This window comes from Niallia nealsonii (assembly GCF_002835805.1).
Taxonomy (GTDB): domain Bacteria; phylum Bacillota; class Bacilli; order Bacillales; family Cytobacillaceae; genus Niallia; species Niallia nealsonii.
In genome coordinates this window covers 16,814-36,749 of sequence record NZ_PISE01000007.1, presented here as the reverse complement: position 1 = coordinate 36,749, position 19,936 = coordinate 16,814, and the positions used below count along the sequence as shown (strand labels likewise).

Sequence of the window (19,936 nt, the reverse complement as noted above, 5' to 3'; positions counted from 1 at the left end):
AGAATTCTGTAATTATATTTTAACAGTAAAACAATTGTAATAGAATTGAACTATAATCGCAATAAAGAAAGAATTGAGTTTTGCTACAATGAATACAGCTTAATTTCAAAGTGATGTGAAAAGGTTATTTTCCTTATAAAATGTGCATACAATATTTTATTCATAAGATTTAACGGTCAATTTACCAAATAAGGCAGGGGGAAGTTATGACTTTAGAAAGAAAATTAATAGAAAAAAAATACTATGAAGGCTATATACAAGATAGAAATGAGTTTCCTATTGAAGTGTTAGGAAAATTATATGTAGGGGAACAAAGTAAAAATGTACCAGACCTAACGTCTATTCGGTTTGCGCAAGGAGAATTGTATTTTTACTATCAGGATTATGAAACGGCTATTTTTAAATGGGAAAATATCAGCAATGAGCTAGAACCATGGGCAAAGAAAAATTTGGCTGACGCATACATGCAATTAGGAGAATTATCTACTGCAGAAAGCATATATAAATCGGTCTTATCAGAATCAGAACTATTGAATGTGGAAATCTCTCTGCAATTATTTGCTCTTTATATCGAAAAAGAAAACTTTGAAATGGCACACGCTACAATAAAAAATTTAATTGTCAGCCATCCTGATTATAATAATATGACAACACTTGCACGTTCTTATTTTGAGGAGCAAAAAAATTGGGATGATGCTATTGAACTAGCAGTGAACGAAGGGATGCGAACGGAATCACTAATATGGTATAAAGCACTTGTAGAATATGCTGATCTAGGATTAACTTGCAAATATGAACCATTATATTTTTTAACTAGTTTAAAAAATGTTCAACAGCTTGATCATTTATTATTTGAACAATTTGCTTTAGCATTATGGAAAAGTTACCGGAAAACAGCCTATTATTTAGACTGGCTAAAAGAATTTAATCTTTTATTGCATGAAGTAATAAAAGAAGAAACAGTATCCTGGACAGATATGCCATCTATATTGGGAGAAACTTATATGCATTTAATTGCAGGAGGATACTCACTCAAAGAAATTGAAGGCATTATTCCAAGTATATTAAGCAATTTCTTATCTTCTTCTGATGATCAGTTATCTATTGTTGCAGCAGCAAGTATATTGGCATGGAATGATATGTTTCCATCTACCATAGAATCTTATTACATAGATACGGCAGAAAGTTTAGTGAATAAAATTTCTGAATCAGAAGTTGATTTAGAAGATATTCTGCGATTATTTGAAAGAGTGTTAGAATGGGCTGATCAGCATGATATTACAATCGATAAAATGTTTGCCAAAAAAGTATTGGCATGTATTCCTTCAACAGCATATCATCTGTTTATAGTCGGAGCACCAGGCAGCGGAGTAAATGAATATATTAACGAGTTAGTAGGACAAACCATTTTAGCTGAAGAGATAACTAGTCTCCTGTCAATCAAAGATGATGATTATCTTGAAATTAAGGAAATAACGGCTGAAGATGATGACATAATTGAAAATTTATCTAATTTTTATGACGAACAGTTAAGCAACAATAGAACAGATGATCAAGTACGAGCATATGAGCTAAGTGTGCCATCTAAATATTTGCATGAAAATAATTGGATTGTTACAACAGCGCCATTTAATAATAGTCACCAGTATTTAGAATATGGATTGCTAGCAGATAGTTTAATCTATGTAATAAATGAAAAGTCATTATTCTCCAATAATGAATATGAAAAACTAATAGAAATCCAGGAAAAAGTGCCACAGCTCACTATTCAGTTTTTAGTGTATATAGATGAAGTTGATAATGAAAAAGTAGCTGCCAAAAGGCTGCAAAAAGTCACGACTACCATCCAGCATTATTTCCCTGCAAGTGAAATTACCATGTATGCAAAACATGGGGAGAAAAGTGTGCAATTAAATAAGATAAGCAGATTCTATCAAGAGCATTTTGCTGCGAGAAATATACAAGAAGAGCGCATGGCAAAAAGCATTATGGTGACACAAGATATTATAACCAACTTATTAGATAAGCGAATAGATATGGAAGAAAGTTTAAAAATAACACTTGGTATGTATGAAGAAATGGTCAGCAAGCTAAAGGGAGCGAAAAATCAACTAAATGATGTAGTGGCAGAAAAGTCGCAAACAATTACGGAAGGTTTTGAATCCCTTAAGGAAAATGCAGTACATGAAATCAAAGAAGAAATTCCAAAACTTTTAAGGTCATGCAAAGATATCATTAAGGAAGAAAGCGACTTTGGAAAAATTCATCTTCTTCTTAATGACGAGATGAATAGCAGAATTAATTCTTATGTGAATCAAACATTACTCCCTAATTTATATAATAAAATCTCTGAGTGGATTGAACGTTCTAAAGAAGAGTTCATGAAAAGTCAGCAGGATCTTGATGAATTATGTGATGGATTTAATAGCCTTTACGAAAAGAATCATATGCAATTAACGGGCGAGTATTCTCTTTTGGAGGATTGGAAAAGGGATGCACATCGTATGACTAGTGGAGTTAGAATGGATAAAATGAATATATTGCTGAGATTTAAGGCTTCCCAAGTTTTATTAAAAAGTGCAGGGAAGATATTTGGAAATATTCCGCAAAATAAAAAATTACTGCACTCAAAATACCATAAATATTTGGAAACGGAAGATTTTTCAGAAGCAGTTGCAAATATTGTAGAAACATTAATTGCACCATTTGATTTCTTTGAAAAAGGAATTGACAGGGATGTTAGAATGTTCTTTTATCCGCCGCAAAATGTTCTGGAAAAAACAATAGAAGAAAATTCAAAGGAAATACAAGAATATAAAGAGGTATTAGAGAAACTGAAGAATAATCCGGAGATGTTCCACGATCCTTTAAGATTATTTGAATTGCGTTTGCTTCAATATGATTGGCTTGCAAATACGTCAAAACCTGCTATAGCTGGAAGTTTCCAAGAAAAACACTAAATAAGTAAAAGGGGAGGTTCGTAAAGAACCTCCCCCTTTTCAGGCAGTTGAAAAACGCTCGCTCTCTTCGTCACTCCTCTTTTTTGCGGTGCTCATTACCCCCAAAAAGGTAACTCCGCTCCTCGAAAAGGGGGATTCCTCGATAGTCGAGCGTTTTCATTCAGCCTGAATTTTTACTTTACAACTTTTTCGACACTCTGTAAAAGGGGGAGATTCGTAAAGAACCGCCCTTTTAATTTAAAAACATGCAAATCATTTAAAGTTTAAAGGAGCTTTTTAATGAAACAATACGGTTAAATACAGATTTTTCTTTTGTTGTATACTTTGGATCTACACTAAAGTATCCATGTCTGAAAAATTGAAACTTATCATATGGTTGAACATCCTTCATATTTGGCTCAATAAATCCTTGCACAATTTCAAGGGAATTATTGTTTACATAATCTAAAAATGTTTTTCCCTCTTCCATTTCAGCATCCTCGTCTAAAATAAGAGGTTCGTACAGACGGAATTCTGCAGGAATAGCATGTGTTGCATCGACCCAGTGTAATGTTCCTTTTACTTTTCTGCCAGTAAAACCAGATCCACTTTTTGTCTCTACATCGTATGTACAATGCAGTTCTACTACATTTCCGTTTTCATCTTTAATAACCTCTTCACATTTAATGAAATAAGCATGTTTTAAACGAACTTCATTTCCAGGGAACAAACGGAAATATTTTTTCGGCGGGTTTTCCATAAAGTCTTCTTGCTCAATATAAATTTCACGAGAAAAAGGAATTTGTCTTGTACCCATTTCCGGATTTTCTGGATTAATTTCAGCATCAAGCATTTCTACTTGTCCTTCAGGATAATTGGTAATAACAACTTTTAAAGGATTAAGGACACCCATGGTTCTTGGTGCTTTTAATTTTAGGTCTTCCCTCACAAAATGATCTAACATAGCGGAATCAACTGCTCCAGATCCTTTAGAGATGCCTAATTCTTTACAGAAAGCTTGAATAGCTTCAGGCGTTACCCCTTTTCTTCTTAATCCAGAGATGGTAGGCATGCGTGGATCATCCCAACCATCCACATACTTTTCATCCACTAACTGTTTTAGCTTACGTTTACTCATAACAGTATTCGTAATATTTAAACGTCCAAATTCAATTTGTTGTGGAGTGCTTTCCATTTCACATTCTCTAATAACCCAATCATATAATGGACGTTGGTCCTCAAATTCTGTTGTGCAAAGAGAATGTGTTACTCCTTCGATTGCATCTTCTAAAGGATGTGCAAAAGCGTACATCGGATAAATGCACCACTTATCTCCTGTATTATGATGTGATGCATGGGAAATGCGGTAAATAACAGGATCGCGCAGATTGATATTAGGTGAAGCCATATCTATTTTTGCACGAAGAACCTTTTCGCCATTTCCAAAATCTCCATTGCGCATTGCTTTAAAAAACTGCAGACTTTCATCAACGGATCTAGTTCGAAAAGGACTTTCTTTGCCCGGTTCTGTAAGGGTGCCTCGATATTCACGAATCTCATCGGCTGATAGATCATCTACATATGCAAGGCCTTTTTCGATTAATAGGATAGCACGATTATACATTTCCTCAAAATAGTCGGAAGCGAACAATAAGTTTTCCCATTTGTATCCAAGCCATTCGACATCTTTTTTTATTGCATTAACATACTCGACATCCTCCTTTAAAGGATTGGTGTCATCAAAACGCAGATTTGTTTTTCCGTTAAATTCGTCTGCTAAACCAAAATTAATAAAAATTGATTTTGCATGTCCAATATGTAAATATCCATTTGGTTCTGGCGGGAATCTAGTGATGACAGAATTATGCTTCCCTGTTTCCAAATCTTCTTTAATAATATTCTTAATAAAATTAGAATTGTTATCCAAAATATATCCACCTTTCTTTTTTTCATTTTTAGAAAGTAATCAAAAACAAAATCCATTATAATTAAGCTTTTATTGGGAGAGTTCTTGATTATATAAATAAAAAATTAGTTCTTAATATGATTATATCAATAATATAACCAAAATTTTATTATAAACTTCATAGAAAAGAAACGAAAGTACAATAATATGCAGTTTTTCAATTATTAGAGTTCTATAAGGCCAATAGAAAAAAGAGATATTCACATATCTTCTATTTATTTGCCTATAGAAGCAGTAGTGATTCATTTCAATGAACAGAAAAGAATATTCTTTTGCTATAGCTATTCTTTAGATTATTATTTCTTGATTGATTAAGTATTTTGCGTATTAATAGAAAAATGAGTAAACGTTTAATGGCTGTATGGAGAAGGTTTATTTAATTAAAGCAATTTACTTCTTTTTTAGATTCAGAAAGAATAGAAGGTTTTTCAAGAAAACATGTGGAAAAAACTTCCGATAAATACTGTTAGATTTTCTGACAATATAGTAGCATTTGACAATTTTCGCTGTTAATCTAACAATTGTAAGAAAAAGTTACATAATAAATGGCAAATGGGAGAGAAGTATTAGGGTTTTTTGTTAATAATTTTGGATTAGTTGTATAGGGATTTGCAGTTGCGTACTAAATTTTTTAGTAAACTACAAATTTAATTTTTTAAAAATTCAGAAAATGAAAAGGTTTATATTATTAATTGTCGAATAATTCTTAAATTAAGGTAGGTGTTTAAGCGAATGATAAAAAAATATGAGACAGCAGACCACTTTTTTGATGAAATGTTTATAAATGATGACAAGCCACATAAGCATTACCAATCGTTAGTGAATAATATGTCTGCATTAGATGAAGATACGATAAAAAATAGACATTTGTTGGCAGAACAGGATTTTATGCGTCAAGGCATTACGTTTACTGTTTATCATAATGATGAAGGAACAGAAAGAACGATGCCTTTTGATCCGTTGCCTCGAATTATTCCAGCCGATGAATGGGAGATCGTTGAAAAAGGGCTTTACCAAAGAGTTAGGGCATTAAATTGTTTTCTTGATGATATTTATACAGATCAAAACATTTTAAAAGATCAAGTAGTGCCAAGAGATTTGATTGTGAATTCTCCTCATTTTTATCATCAAGTATATGGAGTGGAGGTGCCAAAAAAGAATCATATTTTTATAGCTGGCATCGATTTAATTAGAGATGAGAACGGAAATTATTTAGTTCTTGAGGATAATATTCGCAATCCATCTGGACTTTCTTATGTTTTTCAGAATCGTTATATTATGCGGAAACTTTTTCCTGAACTATTTAAAGAATATACATTGCAATCATTAGATAATTATTTATACGAGATGCATGAAGCGTTAAAATATATTGCTCCAAAAGAAAAGGAGAAGCCAGTAATCGTCTTGTTAACTCCAGGAATGTACAATTCCGCTTATTATGATCATAGCTTTTTAGCAAAACAAATGGGGATTGAGCTGGTCGAAAGCAGAGATCTTCTTGTGAAAGACAGAATTGTTTATATGAAAACAACAAGGGGATTGCAGCAAGTGGATGTCATTTATCGAAGAATAGATGATGACTATTTAGATCCGATTGAATTTAAAGAAGATTCTTTAATAGGAGTACCAGGTTTATTAGACGCATATCGGGCAGGGAATGTTTCAATTGCAAATGCAATTGGAAATGGAGTTGCTGATGATAAAGCAACATATGCATATGTACCTGATATGATTCGTTATTATTTGCAGGAAGAGCCGATTCTATCCAATGTAAAAACCTATATTTTATCCAAAAAAGAAGATTATCATTATGCTTTAAACCATTTAGATGAACTTGTTTTCAAAGAAAGAAATTCTTCTGGAGGATATAATATGTTAATTGGTCCCCATGCAACTATGGAAGAAAAAGAGCTATTTCGAGCGAAAATTATCAAAAATCCTGAAAACTTTATTGCTCAGCCTACTATATCATTGTCTACACTGCCAACCTATACAAAAGAAGGTATTCAAAGCAGGCATATTGACCTTCGTGCATTTGTACTTCTCAATGAAGTGCCTCATATTGTTCCTGGTGGTCTAACAAGAGTTGCATTAAAAAAGGGTTCTCTTGTTGTCAATTCTTCACAAGGTGGGGGCAGCAAAGATACTTGGGTATTGGGAAACAACATCAATGATAGGAGGCAAAAAGGATGTTAAGCCGTGTTGCTGACTCGCTTTATTGGATTGCGCAGAATATGGAAAGAGCAGATAGTATGGCAAAACTGTTATCTGTAAGATTAGTTAGTATTTTAGAAAATCAGGATCCCCTATTAGGTACAGAAAATGATTGGAAAGAAGTTATCGAAATCACAAGCAATAAAGAAGATTATCAAGCTCTTTATACGCAATACGATCGTGAGTCTGTTATACACTATGTCGGATTTGCAAAAGAAAATAGCAATTCTATTTATTCATGCATTAAAATAGCTAGAGAAAATGCAAAAATGATCCGTGAGATGATACCGATTGAATTATGGGAAGTGATAAACGAATTATACTTACAAATACAAAAGTTCTCTTTTTCTGTAGTAAGAACAGAAGAATTGAATAACTATTTTAAGAGTATCAATGAAAAATATTTTCTATTTCAGGGAATCATATCAGGTTTAATGTCTCGAGAAGAAGGTTATTTATTTATAATATTCGGCAAATACTTAGAGGTCATAAGAAAACTGGCATGTACTCTTGATGTATATTACAATCAAAAGCGGACAGAAAGATTTGATAAAGAGGGAATCCATTATCATTATTGGAGTTCAGTGTTGAGCAGTTTAAGCGGGTATGATTCTTATATTCAGAAATATCAGGCTTCGATGGATCCCGTGAAAATTGTAAACTATTTATTGTTTGATGATTCATTGCCTCGTTCGGTAAGTTATAGTGTACAGCAGCTAGTAAACGCTTTTCAAACATTAGAGCACAGGCAAGTAAATGGATATTCTGAAAAGTTATATGCAGTACTAGAAGAATTAAATAAAGAAGTTCGCTGTAAATCAGTAGATCAACTTCCAGATTCTCTGCATAAGTATTGTCAAAGATTACAGTCTCTATGTGATTCGATTGGCCTCGCTATCATGGAGACCTATTATTTAGGAGAGATAAGTCCAAGATGAAATATGAAGTGTTCCAACGCTCCCATTATAAGTATAGTTTGCCAGTAAGCAAAAGTATTAATCATTGTCTTTTTAAACCATTATCGAACAATAATCAAATGCTATTAGAATATGATTTAATGATATCTCCAAAAGCAAATTCTTATAGTCATATTGACTACTGGGGAAATGAAGTGACAACCTTTTATATTTGGGAGCCTCATAATGAATTGCTTGTAGAAACAAAGTCGGTTTTACATGTTCAATATGAAAAGCGAAACATCCTTTTAGATGAACAGATGCTGCATAAAATGAAGCTGGAATCCTTTCGACAACAGTTCGCAGAGTTTTTAAAACCAACCGATTATACGACTTTAAGTGAAGAAATGCTGAAGTCTGTCACAAGTGCACTTGGGGAAGAAGTTAATCCATATATCTTTTTGCAAAAGTTAAATGAATATATATTTAATCATTTTTCCTATGTACCTGGAGCAACTCATGTTAAAACGATTGCAAGTGAAGTGTTTGAGAAAAAATCAGGAGTTTGCCAAGATTTTTCCCATGTAATGTTGGCAATATGCAGGCATGCAGGCATTCCTGCTCGCTACGTCAGCGGCTATATTTATGGAGGTGAGGACGCAGCAATGAGAGGGGATTCTCAAACACATGCATGGGTAGAAGGATATATTCCTGAGTATGGATGGGTTGGATTTGATCCAACCAATAATATGGTGGCAATGAATCAGCATATTCGTGTTGCTACAGGACGAGATTATGGGGACATTACACCATTAAAAGGTGTGTATATGGGCAATGGAACACAGGAATTATCGGTTTCAATTAGTGTAAGCAGATTAAAGGATAATGATAAAATCTGCTGTTAAATAAGGGCTTCCTATCAGACGGTTATACCGATGTATAGGAAACCCTTTTTTAAAAAAAGAAACGAATAATTGCCATGGAAAATACTCCAACTAAAACGGTTGTCAGCAAGCTCTTTGTAAAAATGGCAATAAGACATGTAGGGATGGCCGCAGCTAATACTGTCCAGTTTATTGCAAGGCCACTATTTGTTTTGGCAAGCAGACTTTCCACAATTAATCCTGTGAAAATGCAAATGGGAATATAGGAGAGCCATTTTTTAATTGGTTTAGAAATAGTAAAGTTTCGAACAAGAATAAAAGGAAGTATCCTTGGCAGCAGTGTAACAATGGTGCATCCAACTAAAAGCAAAACAAATGCAAGGGAGGTATTCATTTATCTGTCACCACCCCAACCGTTGCTACAATGATAGTAGAAATAATAACTGCAAGGCTGCTGTTGATGAAAGAAGAAAAGATAAGCATACAAATAATCATTAGTAACATGAGTAATAGATAATGCTTTAATTTAGTGTGTTCAATGGACTGTAATTGAAGAATAAGCAGTGCAATAAACATAGCTGTTAAAGCATAATCAAATCCTAGAATTTCTGGATTTGGAAACCATCCTCCTAAATAAGCCCCTAATGTACAAGAAAAAATCCATACAATATAGGCTGTTATATTTAAACCATTCATCCATTTGTCATTAATTGGTTGTTTTTTAGCTGCTTTTACAATAGCAACACCAAATGATTCATCTGTAAGCAAACTGCCAAAAGCGATATTTTTTCGTATGGAGTAGGCAGTAAACAATGGTGCAATTGCTGAACTAAGCAGTAAATGGCGCAAATTCACAATAAATGTTGTTAAAATAATGGCACTTATAGGGCTAGAAGCAGCAATCATAGCACAGATAATAAATTGTGCAGCACCTGCATAAACAAAGATAGACAAAAGCAGTATTTCGAAGATAGATAAACCAGATGAAATACCAACTATGCCCATTGCAATACCAATGCTAACATAGCCTAATAATGTTGGAACACAATCTTTCGCTCCGTCGAGAAAGGTAGGAGAGGGCGAAGCTGCTTTAGTAATAGAATTTAACGTTTCCACAAGGTTTCTCCTTTTGTATTATATATTGTCTGTATGTATGATATAATGAACAGTATATAAGGAATTAATCATTAATGCAACTATTCATTTAGAAGGAGAAACGACATGCAGCCTTTAGCAAATATAATTGGACAAAATCTAGAGAAATTAAGAAAAAAAAGAGGCCTTAGCCTGGATAAAACTGCTGAGTTGACAGGAGTAAGTAAAGGTATGCTTGCATCCATTGAAAAGGGGAAAACAAATCCAACCGTATCAACACTTTGGAAAATCGCGATGGGGCTGCAAGTATCATTTTCTTATTTTATGGCAGAATCTAAAACAGAGATAAAAAAAGTTAAATTAAAAGAGCTAAAGGCATTTACAGATGACAGTGATCACTATCATCTGTTTTCCCTGTTTCCTTTCCATCCAGGAAAAAAATTTGAAATCTATACGATACGATTAGATGCATATGCAAGCCATGTTTCTGAACAGCATGCGGGAGAAGAATATATTTTAGTAGGTGATGGAGAGCTATTAATAGAAATTGGAGAGAATCACTATAAACTGGAAACAGGAGATGGACTGCAATTTTCCCCGAATCAACAACATATTTATACCAATCCATTAAATAAAACTGTGACTATTTTTAATGTTATTTATTATCCAGAATAAGGAATGAAGATAAAAACCATCCTCGTTTACACAATGAGAATGGTTTTTGCATTTTTTAAACTTTTTATCAATAACTTCTGTTTTTGTTTTTTTTCGTAAACTTTGTTGTTTTATAGCGGAAATAGTCGAGGCAGCTAAATGAAACTCTATACAAAAAATAAAAATCGATGTGAAAATGGCCTATTAAATATATGAAAAACAAAATAAAAAGATATTACTTTTTTAAAATAATAATGAAAAATGATTAAAAATACATTATATTTTGAAAATAGATATTTTTTATTCGGAATGTTTTTTAAGGATAAACAAATGTTTATTTGGAGTGGAAGTGTTCTTGCTTCTTCAAAAAGAAAACGTAATAATAAAGAAAATAGATTAATATTAGCAATGGAAAAGAATACAATACTAATTTAATAATGGGAGATGTAGAAATGAAGGTTGTTAAGTTTGGCGGAAGTTCATTAGCAACGGGAAGCCAATTGGAAAAAGTATTGGAAATTGTCAAAGAAGATGCAACGCGAAGAATTGTTGTAGTTTCAGCTCCAGGCAAACGTTATGAAGAGGATATGAAAGTAACAGATCTTTTAATTGCTTGTGGAGAAAAAAAACTAGCAGGAGAAGAAATAGGAAATCTTATTGATACCATTTTAGAAAGATATGTAAATATTGCAAAAGAATTAGATCTTTCCAATGAGATAATTGCAAAAATTGAAGAAGATTTATTAGATGTGCTTAATGCAGATAACACAAATAAAAATGCTTATCTAGAAGCAGTAAAAGCATGCGGAGAAGATAATAATGCAAAATTAGTTGCTCATTTTTTTAATGCAAAAGGTGTGGAAGCTGTATATGTTAATCCTAAAGATGCTGGTTTAATTGTGAGTGATGATCCGGGGAATGCGCAAGTGCTTCCAGCGTCATATGATCGCCTATATTCTTTAAGAGAGTATAAACCTATTGTCGTATTCCCAGGTTTTTTTGGATATAGCGAAAAAGGCGATGTTATCACTTTTTCAAGAAGTGGGTCCGATATTACTGGAGCTATCTTAGCCAATGGTGTAAAAGCAGAACTTTATGAGAACTTTACAGATGTTGATGCCGTTTATTCTGTGAACCCATCAATCGTTTCTTCACCAAAAGAAATAAAAGAATTGACATATAGAGAGATGCGAGAATTATCTTATGCTGGCTTTTCTGTATTTCATGCAGAGGCTTTAATACCGGCGTATCGTGCGGGAATACCTGTTAATGTAAAAAATACGAATAACCCAGGAGTGCCGGGAACAAGAATTGTTGCTTCTAGAAATAATACAAATGGACCAGTAATTGGCATAGCAAATGATAAAGGATTTTGTTCTATTTACATAAGCAAATATTTGATGAATAGAGAAGTAGGTTTTGCAAGAAGAATCTTATCTATTTTAGAGGAATTTCAAATTTCTTATGAACACATGCCTTCAGGAATAGATGACTTAACGATTATTTTGCGAGAAGAACAATTGGCTGGAAAAAATGAACAAGAAATTATAGGGAGAATTAAAGAGGAGCTACAAGCAGAGGAAATAGTGGTGGAACATAACTTGGCACTCATAATGGTAGTTGGTGAGGGAATGCGCCATAATGTTGGTACAACGGCAAGAGCAACAAAGACTTTGGCTGATGCAGGGGTTAATATTGAAATGATCAATCAAGGTTCTTCAGAAGTAAGCATGATGTTTGGTGTAAAAGAACCGATGGCAAAAAAAGCCGTAAAAGCGTTGTATGAAGAGTTTTTTAGTCAAAAATCTCTGCAAAATTAAGGAGTCAATTATGAATATTAAAGCAATTATTTTAGATATGGATGGTACGATGCTGAATGAAGAAAGCAAAGTCAGCGAGGAATTGCATCGATATTTAAGACGCTTGCGACAAGAGGGATTAAAGATATTTATTGCGACAGGAAGAACATTGCTGGAAATAGAAAATGTTGTTCCGGAAGAGTTTGAAGTGGATGGGTTCGTCACTTCTAATGGAATGGCAGCTTTTGTAGAAAAAGAGCAATTATTTCAGCATTCCTTGGAGCCTAGTTTAGTTGAGGGGCTAATGGAGGAAGTTCAAAAAAGAAATCTTTATTATGAAATCCACCCAGCAGTCGGAAATCGTTATGTGTTGAAGGAAGATCAAGGGATGATTTTGCACATGATAAAGGGTGAACGTCCATCGTCGGTTGAGGAAAATGAGTGGCTCTCTAGAAAGTCAGCAATAGAAGAACATATCGATTGGAAAAGGGAACTTCATCCAAACAATATCAGCAAGATCTACTTCTTTCATACAGATAAAGGAAAAATAAAAAGCTGGATATCTTTTTTGGAAAAATTAAAGCTGCAGCACGGTTTCTCATCTTCATCTTCTACAGAAAATAATGTAGAGATAATGGCGGAAAACATCAATAAAGCAACAGGGGTAGAGTATCTGTTAGAAAGATACAATCTCTCGTTTGAAGAAGTGCTTGCAGTCGGAGATGGTGAAAATGATTTGCCTCTTTTAAAGCGTGTTGGTTATGCGGTTGCTATGAAAAATGCTCCAAATTCTGTAAAAGAATATGTTGATGAACAAACTGATTTTTCTTATAAGGAAAATGGTCTTTATTATTATTTATCCAATAAGTTTAAGTTGGATAAATAATGAATATTACTTTGAAATAATGAACGAAAAGAAAAAAAGACATAAAAACAAAAACATTTGTCTGAAAAATATTATATTTAAAACATTAAGGGTCTGATCTTTTTAATAAGAACAGGCCCTTTTTATATATCAATGGCAGTGTAAAAAGAAAAAAGAGAATTATTTACTTAAATGTAAAATATATAAAAATTTCAAAAAAGTTTTCTTGTATATGATTCGACAAAAAAATCTCTTGCAAAACAAAAATTGATTATTTTGTTGCATAAAATAATCTGCTGATTTAGTTGATTATCTATGCAAAAGAAAGGTATTATTAACATAATATTTAGTGTTGCTAAATAATTCTAACTATTATGAGTGGATTTTTTAGGAGGAGAATATGGCAAGGATATTTGGAAGACTTTCTGCATATTGGGTTGCTATTGCAATTGCGCTTTTTCTTATGTTTACCGAATTAGCAGTGGAACTAGTTCAACCGCTTATTATGGCGAAGATTATTGATGAGGGTTTGCTGAAGGAAGATATACATACTGTTCTTATTTGGGGAGGCATCTTGGTAGGTATGTCTTTGCTTGCATTTGCAGCAGGTATGATTAATACTTTTTATTCTGCACATGTTAGTCAAAGCTTTGGATACAGTCTACGCAAAGATCTATATAAAGTAATACAATATTTTACAAATGCAACAAGCAGTATGTTTGCTACTTCCTCTCTCATAACAAGACTAACTAATGATATTACTCAAGTGCAAAACACTATTTTTATGAGTTTAAGATTTTTGCTTCGAGCCCCGTTGTTAATCATTGGCGGTATTGTAATGTCATTAATTGTTGATGTAAAACTTGGACTTATACTTGCTGTCACGATTCCAGTCATTATTTTTATGTTTCTTTACGTTATTAATAAAGGAAGTAAATTATTTAAGCTTGTGCAAGAAAGGTTAGATCGTGTTAATAGTGTCATGCTGGAAAATTTAACAGCTATGCGATTAATTCGAGCGTATGTACGGCATCAATACGAAAAAAATCGTTTTTTACATGCAAGCAATAGCTTAAAGAAGAATACGGAAACCGCATTAAGGCTGATGGAAATAACAGTGCCTCTTGTTTTATTTTTAATGAATATGTCCATTCTTTTTATACTCTGGTTCGGTTCTATACAAATAAACAATGGAGCAATACAAGTTGGCAAAGTAGTAGCCATCATAAACTACTCATTAAGAATCACTTCTTCTTTGTCAGTTATTACGATGCTAATTATGGTCATCTCTCGTTTAAAAGCATCTACAACGCGCTTAAATGAAGTGTTTGAGCAGGAAAGCAAGGATGATGAGAAAAGTGCTGATGGAGAACAACAATTGCTGAATGGGAAAATTTCTTTTGAAAATGTATCATTCCGCTACCCCACTTCTCAATTTAATGTCCTAAACCATTTAACCTTTACCATCCAAGAAAAAGAACTAATCGCAGTATTAGGTGCAACTGGATCTGGCAAGAGTTCGCTCTTTTATTTAATCCCACGCCTTTTCGAACCAACAGAAGGACAGATATACATAGATAATCAGGAAATTGATTACTATTCATTAGAAAGTCTGAGAAAACAAATAGGCTATGTTCCCCAACAATCTTTGCTATTTACAGGGACAATAAAAGAAAATATTTTGTGGGGCAATCCAAAAGGTTCCTTTGAAGAAGTAGTAAAAGCGGCAAAGGATGCGCAAATTCATGACACTATTATGCTTCTGCCAGATAAGTATGAAACGAAAATTGGCCAAAAAGGCGCTAATCTTTCCGGTGGACAAAAACAAAGGATTGCGATTGCGAGAGCACTTGTAAGGAACCCAAAAATTCTTCTAATGGATGATAGCACTAGCGCTTTAGATATAAAAACAGAAAGACAGCTTCTTCAAGCATTAACTGCATATAACTGTACCATTTTTCTTATTACCCAAAAAATATCAACAGCACAAAAAGCTGATAAGATAATGTTAATTGATGCTGGAAAACTTCTTGTTTTTGATACACCTGAAAATGTTCAAAAAACAAGCGCCCTTTATCAAAAAATAGTGCTATCGCAAAGGGAGAAAGGGGAAGAACAAACATGTTTAAAGCCCTAACAGATCCATTTCACTATCCTAAAATAAAGATAATACCGGTTAAAAAAAGCGGAGAGATAGGAAAAAAGCCAGAAAGTATTGCCCTCACCCTTTCCAGAGTCTGGACATATATGGGAGACGGGAAAGTAATGCTGTTGATCGTATTAATCCTCGTTGCCGTTAGCTGTGCTCTAGGATTGTTAGGACCGTTTTTACTGGGAAAAGCAATTGATGCTTATATTGTAAACCAGCAAGCAGATAAGTTTGGATTCATGCTTTTAGTCTTAGGAATTATCTATTTATTCTACTCGGTCTCTTTATTTTTGCAAAATTATTGGATAATTGGTATCTCTCAAACGACAGTATATAAACTTCGAGCAGATTTATTTGAACAATTGCACAAACTTCCGATAAGCTTCTTCGATAAACGCCAGCAAGGAGAATTAATGAGCAGAATTACAAACGATATGGAAAATATTAGTTCGACCCTAAATAGTTCTATTATTCAAATATGCTCTAGTATCTTAACTTTAATAGGTACTGTATCTATTATGTTATGGTTAAGTCCTCTTTTAACCTTATTAACTTTTATGATTATTCCTTTTATGTTTTTGTGCATGAAATGGATCACCAAAAGAACAGGACCGTTATTTAAACAGCAACAAAAATATTTAGGAGAACTAAATGGATTTATTGAAGAAACGATTTCTGGTCAATCTATCGTTAAAACTTTTTCTTTAGAAGAGAAGATGATAGAAGAGCTGAATGAAAAAAATATAGCTTACAAAAATACGGGATATTGGGCTCAAGTTTACTCTGGATACATACCAAAAGTAATGAATATGCTAAATAATATAAGCTTTGCTTTAATAGTAGGCATCGGTGGATTAATTATTTTAAAATCAAACGCTATAACAATTGGCATTATTGTTATTTTTGTTGAATATTCTAGGCAATTTACTAGACCTTTGAATGATTTGTCTAATCAGTTTAATACACTGTTATCCGCTATTGCTGGCGCAGACCGTGTTTTCGAAATTTTGGACGAACAACAAGAAGCAATGGATGAAAAAGCTGCAAGGAACATTCAATCAATTAAAGGAGAAATTAAGTTTAAAAATGTATCTTTTGCTTATAGTGATACGGCATTAATACTAGATGCTATTTCTTTTACAGTAAATCCTGGTGAAACTTTGGCACTTGTGGGGCCAACAGGGGCTGGAAAAACAACAGTTATTCAATTAATTACAAGATTTTATGATATAACGGAAGGTTTAATTGAAATAGACGGAAAGGATATTTCAACGATTAAACGTGATAGTTTGCGTTCCCATATAGGATTTGTCCTTCAAGATACTTATTTGTTCGAAGGAACGGTACGAGATAATATTCGATATGGACGACTTTCAGCAGAAGATGAAAACATAATAGAAGCAGCAAAAATGGCGAATGCACATCATTTTATTTTAAAGCTGGAAAATGGCTATGATACGATTCTTAGAACGGACGGAAATGGTATTAGCCAAGGCCAAAAGCAGCTTCTCTCTATTGCTAGGGCAATGTTAGCTGATCCGGCTATTCTTGTATTAGATGAAGCAACCAGCAGTATTGATACAGTCACAGAATTAAAAATTCAAGAGGCACTAGATCGTTTAATGGCTGGAAGAACTTGTTTCGTTGTTGCCCATCGTTTAAATACCATTAGAAATGCGGATAAAATCTTAGTCATGAAAAATGGAAGTATTATTGAAGAAGGTTCACATGAGCAATTATTGAAACAAAAAGGCTTCTATTATGATTTGAATTTATCACGCATTAACGGGCAGTAAAACCCTCACCTAAGGGATGGTAAGAGAAAACGAGAAATCTAGGTGGGGGATAACTGCCCATAAAAGCCTGATTGAAGTTTCACTTTATATCAAATAGAAGGAAAAAAGGGAAGCGACTTGTAGCAATTAGATAAGAGGAGAACAGAAAATAGATACTAATATTTATCAAAATATTAGCGTGAGATTTTTCTGACCTGTAATAGTTAATTAGAAACATTATTTGACTGATTGGTCATTTTTCGTTAATATAGATATAGAGTTTTTCGTATCGTATATATTATTTCCAGATAAAGTTGTTGTCTGGTTAGTAGCATGGAGATAGGATTTTTCTAACTAGAGGTGATTAAAATTGAAAACAATTGATCAAATAATAGAATTCCTAAAAAAAATGGGAGTGAATGCGGAAAAAGTCTGCAGAAGCCCAAAGGAGACTTACTAAAGAAATGGAAAGTTTTAATCAAATTAAATCATACGCAGCGGAGAATAACGTTAACCTAGATAAACTCTCCAATGAACTAATTGGTTGGAAAAATGGTTTAATTATCTATCGATTTGCCCTAGAAGAAATTAATACGAAGCTAAAAATTTTAAATGAAGAATTTCAATTTATTCATAATCACAATCCGATAGAACATATCAAGTCACGAATTAAAGACCCAAAAGGAATTATGCTAAAGTTGCAGAGAAAAGGGTTGGAGATAAACATTGATAATGCGAAAAAGCATATTCATGATATAGCAGGTGTAAGAATTACTTGCTCCTTTGTATCCAATATTTATGATATTTATCATATGCTAAAAGGGCAAAGTGATATTAAGATTATTAAAGTAAAGGATTACATTAAAAATCCAAAACCAAATGGCTACAAAAGTCTCCACTTAATCATTAAAATTCCTGTTTTTTTAAGCAACGGAGTGGAGGAAGTTTCGGTAGAAGTGCAAATTCGCACAATTGCAATGGATTTTTGGGCAAGTTTGGAACATAAGATTTATTATAAATTTGATGACGGTGTGCCAGAACATTTGCTAGTGGAATTAAAAGAAGCAGCAGATGCAGCACATGAATTAGATCTTAAAATGAAAAGAATTAAAGACAGGGTAGATATTTATCAAACTGTCGGCAAGGATAATCCATTGATTTAATATAATAGAGCAGATTAAAAGTGAAAGGTAAAAAGAGTCTTCTTTTCTATCTTTCATTTTTTTTTTCATTATTTATCACGCATTAACGGGCAGTAAAACCCCCACTGATTAAAGTTTCACTTTATGTGGCTGTAAATCTTAAAACGATAAACATAATAGATTACGTTTTAATTTTTAGGATAATAATTTATAATAAGATAATATATTTTATTCTGCATCAAAGGGCAGTAAGCCCCACTGATTGTAGTTTCAGTTTATGCTGTAAAAAGAAGTGATGGTTATAATTTATACATCACATATAAGGAGATATCAATGAAGGATCAACCATTTTGGAATAATTTAAAACCATTTATACAAGAGAATTGGCAGAAAGCAAAGTTTGAAAGAGGTACATCAATTCAGGAACAGACGATTCCCTATCTTTTAGAAGGAAAGGATGTAATTGCGGAATCGCCAACTGGAACAGGAAAAACATTAGCTTATTTATTGCCGCTATTAAATAAAATAAATGCTGAAGAGAAAAGTATGCAAGCAATTATACTAGCGTCTTCTCAAGAGCTTGTTATGCAAATTTTGGGTGAAATCCAAAAATGGGGAGAAGCCAGTGGAATTAGGTCAGCTTCTTTTATTGGAGGAGCCAATGTTAAAAGGCAGCTAGAGAAGTTGAAAAAGCATCCTCATATAGCAATATGCACCCCAGGAAGAGCGCTTGAGTTAATGAAGCAGAAAAAGCTAAAAATGCATGAAGTCAAAATGATTGTATTGGATGAAGCAGACCAGCTGCTAGTTGCTGAACATATTGGGACAGTAAAACAAATTGTAAAAGCAACATTATTAGATCGTCAAGTAGTACTGTTCTCTGCGACTTTAACAAAGGAAACAGAAAATCTGGCGAATGAGTTAACAAAAAATGCAGAAATCATTCGAGTAAAAAAGGATGAAACGATTAAAGCTGCAATCGTGGATCATGTTTATTTTCAGGCAGAATATCGGGATAAAATAAAAGTAATGGAAAAAATTTCACGACTAGAAAACAGCAAGATACTTGTATTTGTTAAAGATATAGGCAATTTAACTGTAATCCATGAAAAATTGGCTTATAAAAATATTCAAACAAGCATGCTTCATAGTGATTTAAACAAAATGGAACGCTCGAAATCCGTTAATGGTTTTCGCAAAGGGAAAACCAATGTATTATTAGCAACAGATGTAGCAGCGAGGGGCCTTGATATTCAAAATATTACACATGTTGTACATTATGATTTGGCAAATGATATAACTCAATATATTCACCGTTCAGGCAGAACTGGCAGATTTGGTGCACAGGGCACAGTGATAAATATAGTGACAGAACGTGAAGAAAGAGAATTGAAGCAGTTTGCAAAAGAGCTGAATATCCCTTTAGCTAAAAAAGTATTTTATGATGGGAAAATAGTAGATTTTTCATCTCAAAAAATAGCAAAAAGAAAATAAGATGAATTTGTTAAATCCTCCTTGGAATAATTTTCTAAGGGGGATTTTTTTATGAAATAAGCTC

At 33.2% G+C, this 19,936-nt stretch carries 14 protein-coding genes; 11 read left to right on the top strand and 3 right to left on the bottom strand.

The features are described from left to right. Window positions 1-206 precede the first annotated feature (206 nt). Window positions 207-2,960, top strand: coding sequence for a tetratricopeptide repeat protein (locus tag CWS01_RS03125; RefSeq protein ID WP_101175591.1), 2,754 nt, complete (start codon window positions 207-209; stop codon window positions 2,958-2,960). Window positions 2,961-3,216: 256 nt separating this feature from the next. Here the strand turns inward: CWS01_RS03125 and CWS01_RS03120 are convergent, their stop codons facing one another. Further along, complete coding sequence (locus CWS01_RS03120; protein WP_101175590.1) at window positions 3,217-4,866, bottom strand: glutamine--tRNA ligase/YqeY domain fusion protein; 1,650 nt, start codon at window positions 4,864-4,866, stop codon at window positions 3,217-3,219. A gap of 771 nt (window positions 4,867-5,637) precedes the next feature. On the opposite strand from CWS01_RS03120, the gene CWS01_RS03115 reads away from it, so the two are divergent. From CWS01_RS03115 to CWS01_RS03105, 3 genes are read left to right on the top strand one after another with little or no spacing between them, the layout of a single operon-like run. Further along, window positions 5,638-7,101 (top strand): circularly permuted type 2 ATP-grasp protein, encoded by a 1,464-nt coding sequence (locus CWS01_RS03115; protein WP_101175589.1) that lies wholly within the window; start codon window positions 5,638-5,640, stop codon window positions 7,099-7,101. Beyond that, on the top strand, window positions 7,095-8,057 hold the full coding sequence (locus CWS01_RS03110; protein ID WP_101175588.1) for an alpha-E domain-containing protein: 963 nt from the start codon (window positions 7,095-7,097) through the stop codon (window positions 8,055-8,057). Before CWS01_RS03115 ends, CWS01_RS03110 begins: the two co-directional genes overlap by 7 nt. Beyond that, window positions 8,054-8,920 carry a transglutaminase family protein gene (locus tag CWS01_RS03105; RefSeq protein ID WP_101175587.1) on the top strand — a complete coding sequence of 289 codons (867 nt, stop codon included), beginning with the start codon at window positions 8,054-8,056 and terminating at the stop codon, window positions 8,918-8,920. Before CWS01_RS03110 ends, CWS01_RS03105 begins: the two co-directional genes overlap by 4 nt. Window positions 8,921-8,969: 49 nt before the next feature. Here CWS01_RS03105 and CWS01_RS03100 read toward each other — a convergent pair whose 3' ends face one another. Continuing rightward, a complete protein-coding gene (locus CWS01_RS03100) occupies window positions 8,970-9,293 on the bottom strand; it encodes an AzlD domain-containing protein (RefSeq protein ID WP_101175586.1) in 324 nt (107 codons plus the stop codon). After that, the gene (locus CWS01_RS03095; protein WP_235851961.1) at window positions 9,290-10,015 is read right to left on the bottom strand and encodes an AzlC family ABC transporter permease; all 726 of its coding nucleotides are present in this window, start codon (window positions 10,013-10,015) and stop codon (window positions 9,290-9,292) included. The genes CWS01_RS03100 and CWS01_RS03095 overlap by 4 nt, the downstream gene beginning before the upstream one ends. Before the next feature lie 105 nt (window positions 10,016-10,120). Between CWS01_RS03095 and CWS01_RS03090 the strand changes: the two genes are divergently transcribed. The 7 genes from CWS01_RS03090 to CWS01_RS03060 all read left to right on the top strand — a co-directional run bounded on the left by CWS01_RS03090 (window position 10,121) and on the right by CWS01_RS03060 (window position 19,872). Then, window positions 10,121-10,669: a helix-turn-helix domain-containing protein gene (locus tag CWS01_RS03090; protein ID WP_101175585.1), complete on the top strand. Its 549-nt coding sequence runs from the start codon at window positions 10,121-10,123 to the stop codon at window positions 10,667-10,669. Window positions 10,670-11,100: 431 nt separating this feature from the next. Next, window positions 11,101-12,468, top strand: a complete 1,368-nt coding sequence (locus tag CWS01_RS03085; protein ID WP_101175584.1) for an aspartate kinase — start codon at window positions 11,101-11,103, stop codon at window positions 12,466-12,468. 10 nt (window positions 12,469-12,478) lie between these two features. Then, on the top strand, window positions 12,479-13,333 hold the full coding sequence (locus CWS01_RS03080; protein WP_157827530.1) for an HAD family hydrolase: 855 nt from the start codon (window positions 12,479-12,481) through the stop codon (window positions 13,331-13,333). A 379-nt stretch (window positions 13,334-13,712) separates the two neighbouring features. Then, window positions 13,713-15,449 carry an ABC transporter ATP-binding protein gene (locus CWS01_RS03075; RefSeq protein ID WP_101175582.1) on the top strand — a complete coding sequence of 579 codons (1,737 nt, stop codon included), beginning with the start codon at window positions 13,713-13,715 and terminating at the stop codon, window positions 15,447-15,449. Next, complete coding sequence (locus CWS01_RS03070) at window positions 15,434-17,257, top strand: ABC transporter ATP-binding protein (RefSeq protein WP_101175581.1); 1,824 nt, start codon at window positions 15,434-15,436, stop codon at window positions 17,255-17,257. The genes CWS01_RS03075 and CWS01_RS03070 overlap by 16 nt, the downstream gene beginning before the upstream one ends. 443 nt (window positions 17,258-17,700) lie before the next feature. Next, the gene (locus CWS01_RS03065; protein WP_101175580.1) at window positions 17,701-18,399 is read left to right on the top strand and encodes a GTP pyrophosphokinase; all 699 of its coding nucleotides are present in this window, start codon (window positions 17,701-17,703) and stop codon (window positions 18,397-18,399) included. Window positions 18,400-18,711: 312 nt separating this feature from the next. Then, window positions 18,712-19,872, top strand: a complete 1,161-nt coding sequence (locus tag CWS01_RS03060) for a DEAD/DEAH box helicase (RefSeq protein WP_101175579.1) — start codon at window positions 18,712-18,714, stop codon at window positions 19,870-19,872. The last annotated feature ends 64 nt before the right edge of the window (window positions 19,873-19,936 follow it).

What these genes read in the sequence shown, in the direction of transcription:
- CWS01_RS03125 (WP_101175591.1), top strand. Translation starts at nt 207, where the DNA reads ATGACTTTAGAAAGAAAATTAATAGAAAAAAAATACTATGAAGGCTAT.
- CWS01_RS03115 (WP_101175589.1), top strand. Translation starts at nt 5,638, where the DNA reads ATGATAAAAAAATATGAGACAGCAGACCACTTTTTTGATGAAATGTTT.
- CWS01_RS03110 (WP_101175588.1), top strand. Translation starts at nt 7,095, where the DNA reads ATGTTAAGCCGTGTTGCTGACTCGCTTTATTGGATTGCGCAGAATATG.
- CWS01_RS03105 (WP_101175587.1), top strand. Translation starts at nt 8,054, where the DNA reads ATGAAATATGAAGTGTTCCAACGCTCCCATTATAAGTATAGTTTGCCA.
- CWS01_RS03100 (WP_101175586.1), bottom strand. Translation starts at nt 9,293, where the DNA reads ATGAATACCTCCCTTGCATTTGTTTTGCTTTTAGTTGGATGCACCATT.
- CWS01_RS03090 (WP_101175585.1), top strand. Translation starts at nt 10,121, where the DNA reads ATGCAGCCTTTAGCAAATATAATTGGACAAAATCTAGAGAAATTAAGA.
- CWS01_RS03085 (WP_101175584.1), top strand. Translation starts at nt 11,101, where the DNA reads ATGAAGGTTGTTAAGTTTGGCGGAAGTTCATTAGCAACGGGAAGCCAA.
- CWS01_RS03080 (WP_157827530.1), top strand. Translation starts at nt 12,479, where the DNA reads ATGAATATTAAAGCAATTATTTTAGATATGGATGGTACGATGCTGAAT.
- CWS01_RS03075 (WP_101175582.1), top strand. Translation starts at nt 13,713, where the DNA reads ATGGCAAGGATATTTGGAAGACTTTCTGCATATTGGGTTGCTATTGCA.
- CWS01_RS03070 (WP_101175581.1), top strand. Translation starts at nt 15,434, where the DNA reads ATGTTTAAAGCCCTAACAGATCCATTTCACTATCCTAAAATAAAGATA.
- CWS01_RS03065 (WP_101175580.1), top strand. Translation starts at nt 17,701, where the DNA reads ATGGAAAGTTTTAATCAAATTAAATCATACGCAGCGGAGAATAACGTT.
- CWS01_RS03060 (WP_101175579.1), top strand. Translation starts at nt 18,712, where the DNA reads ATGAAGGATCAACCATTTTGGAATAATTTAAAACCATTTATACAAGAG.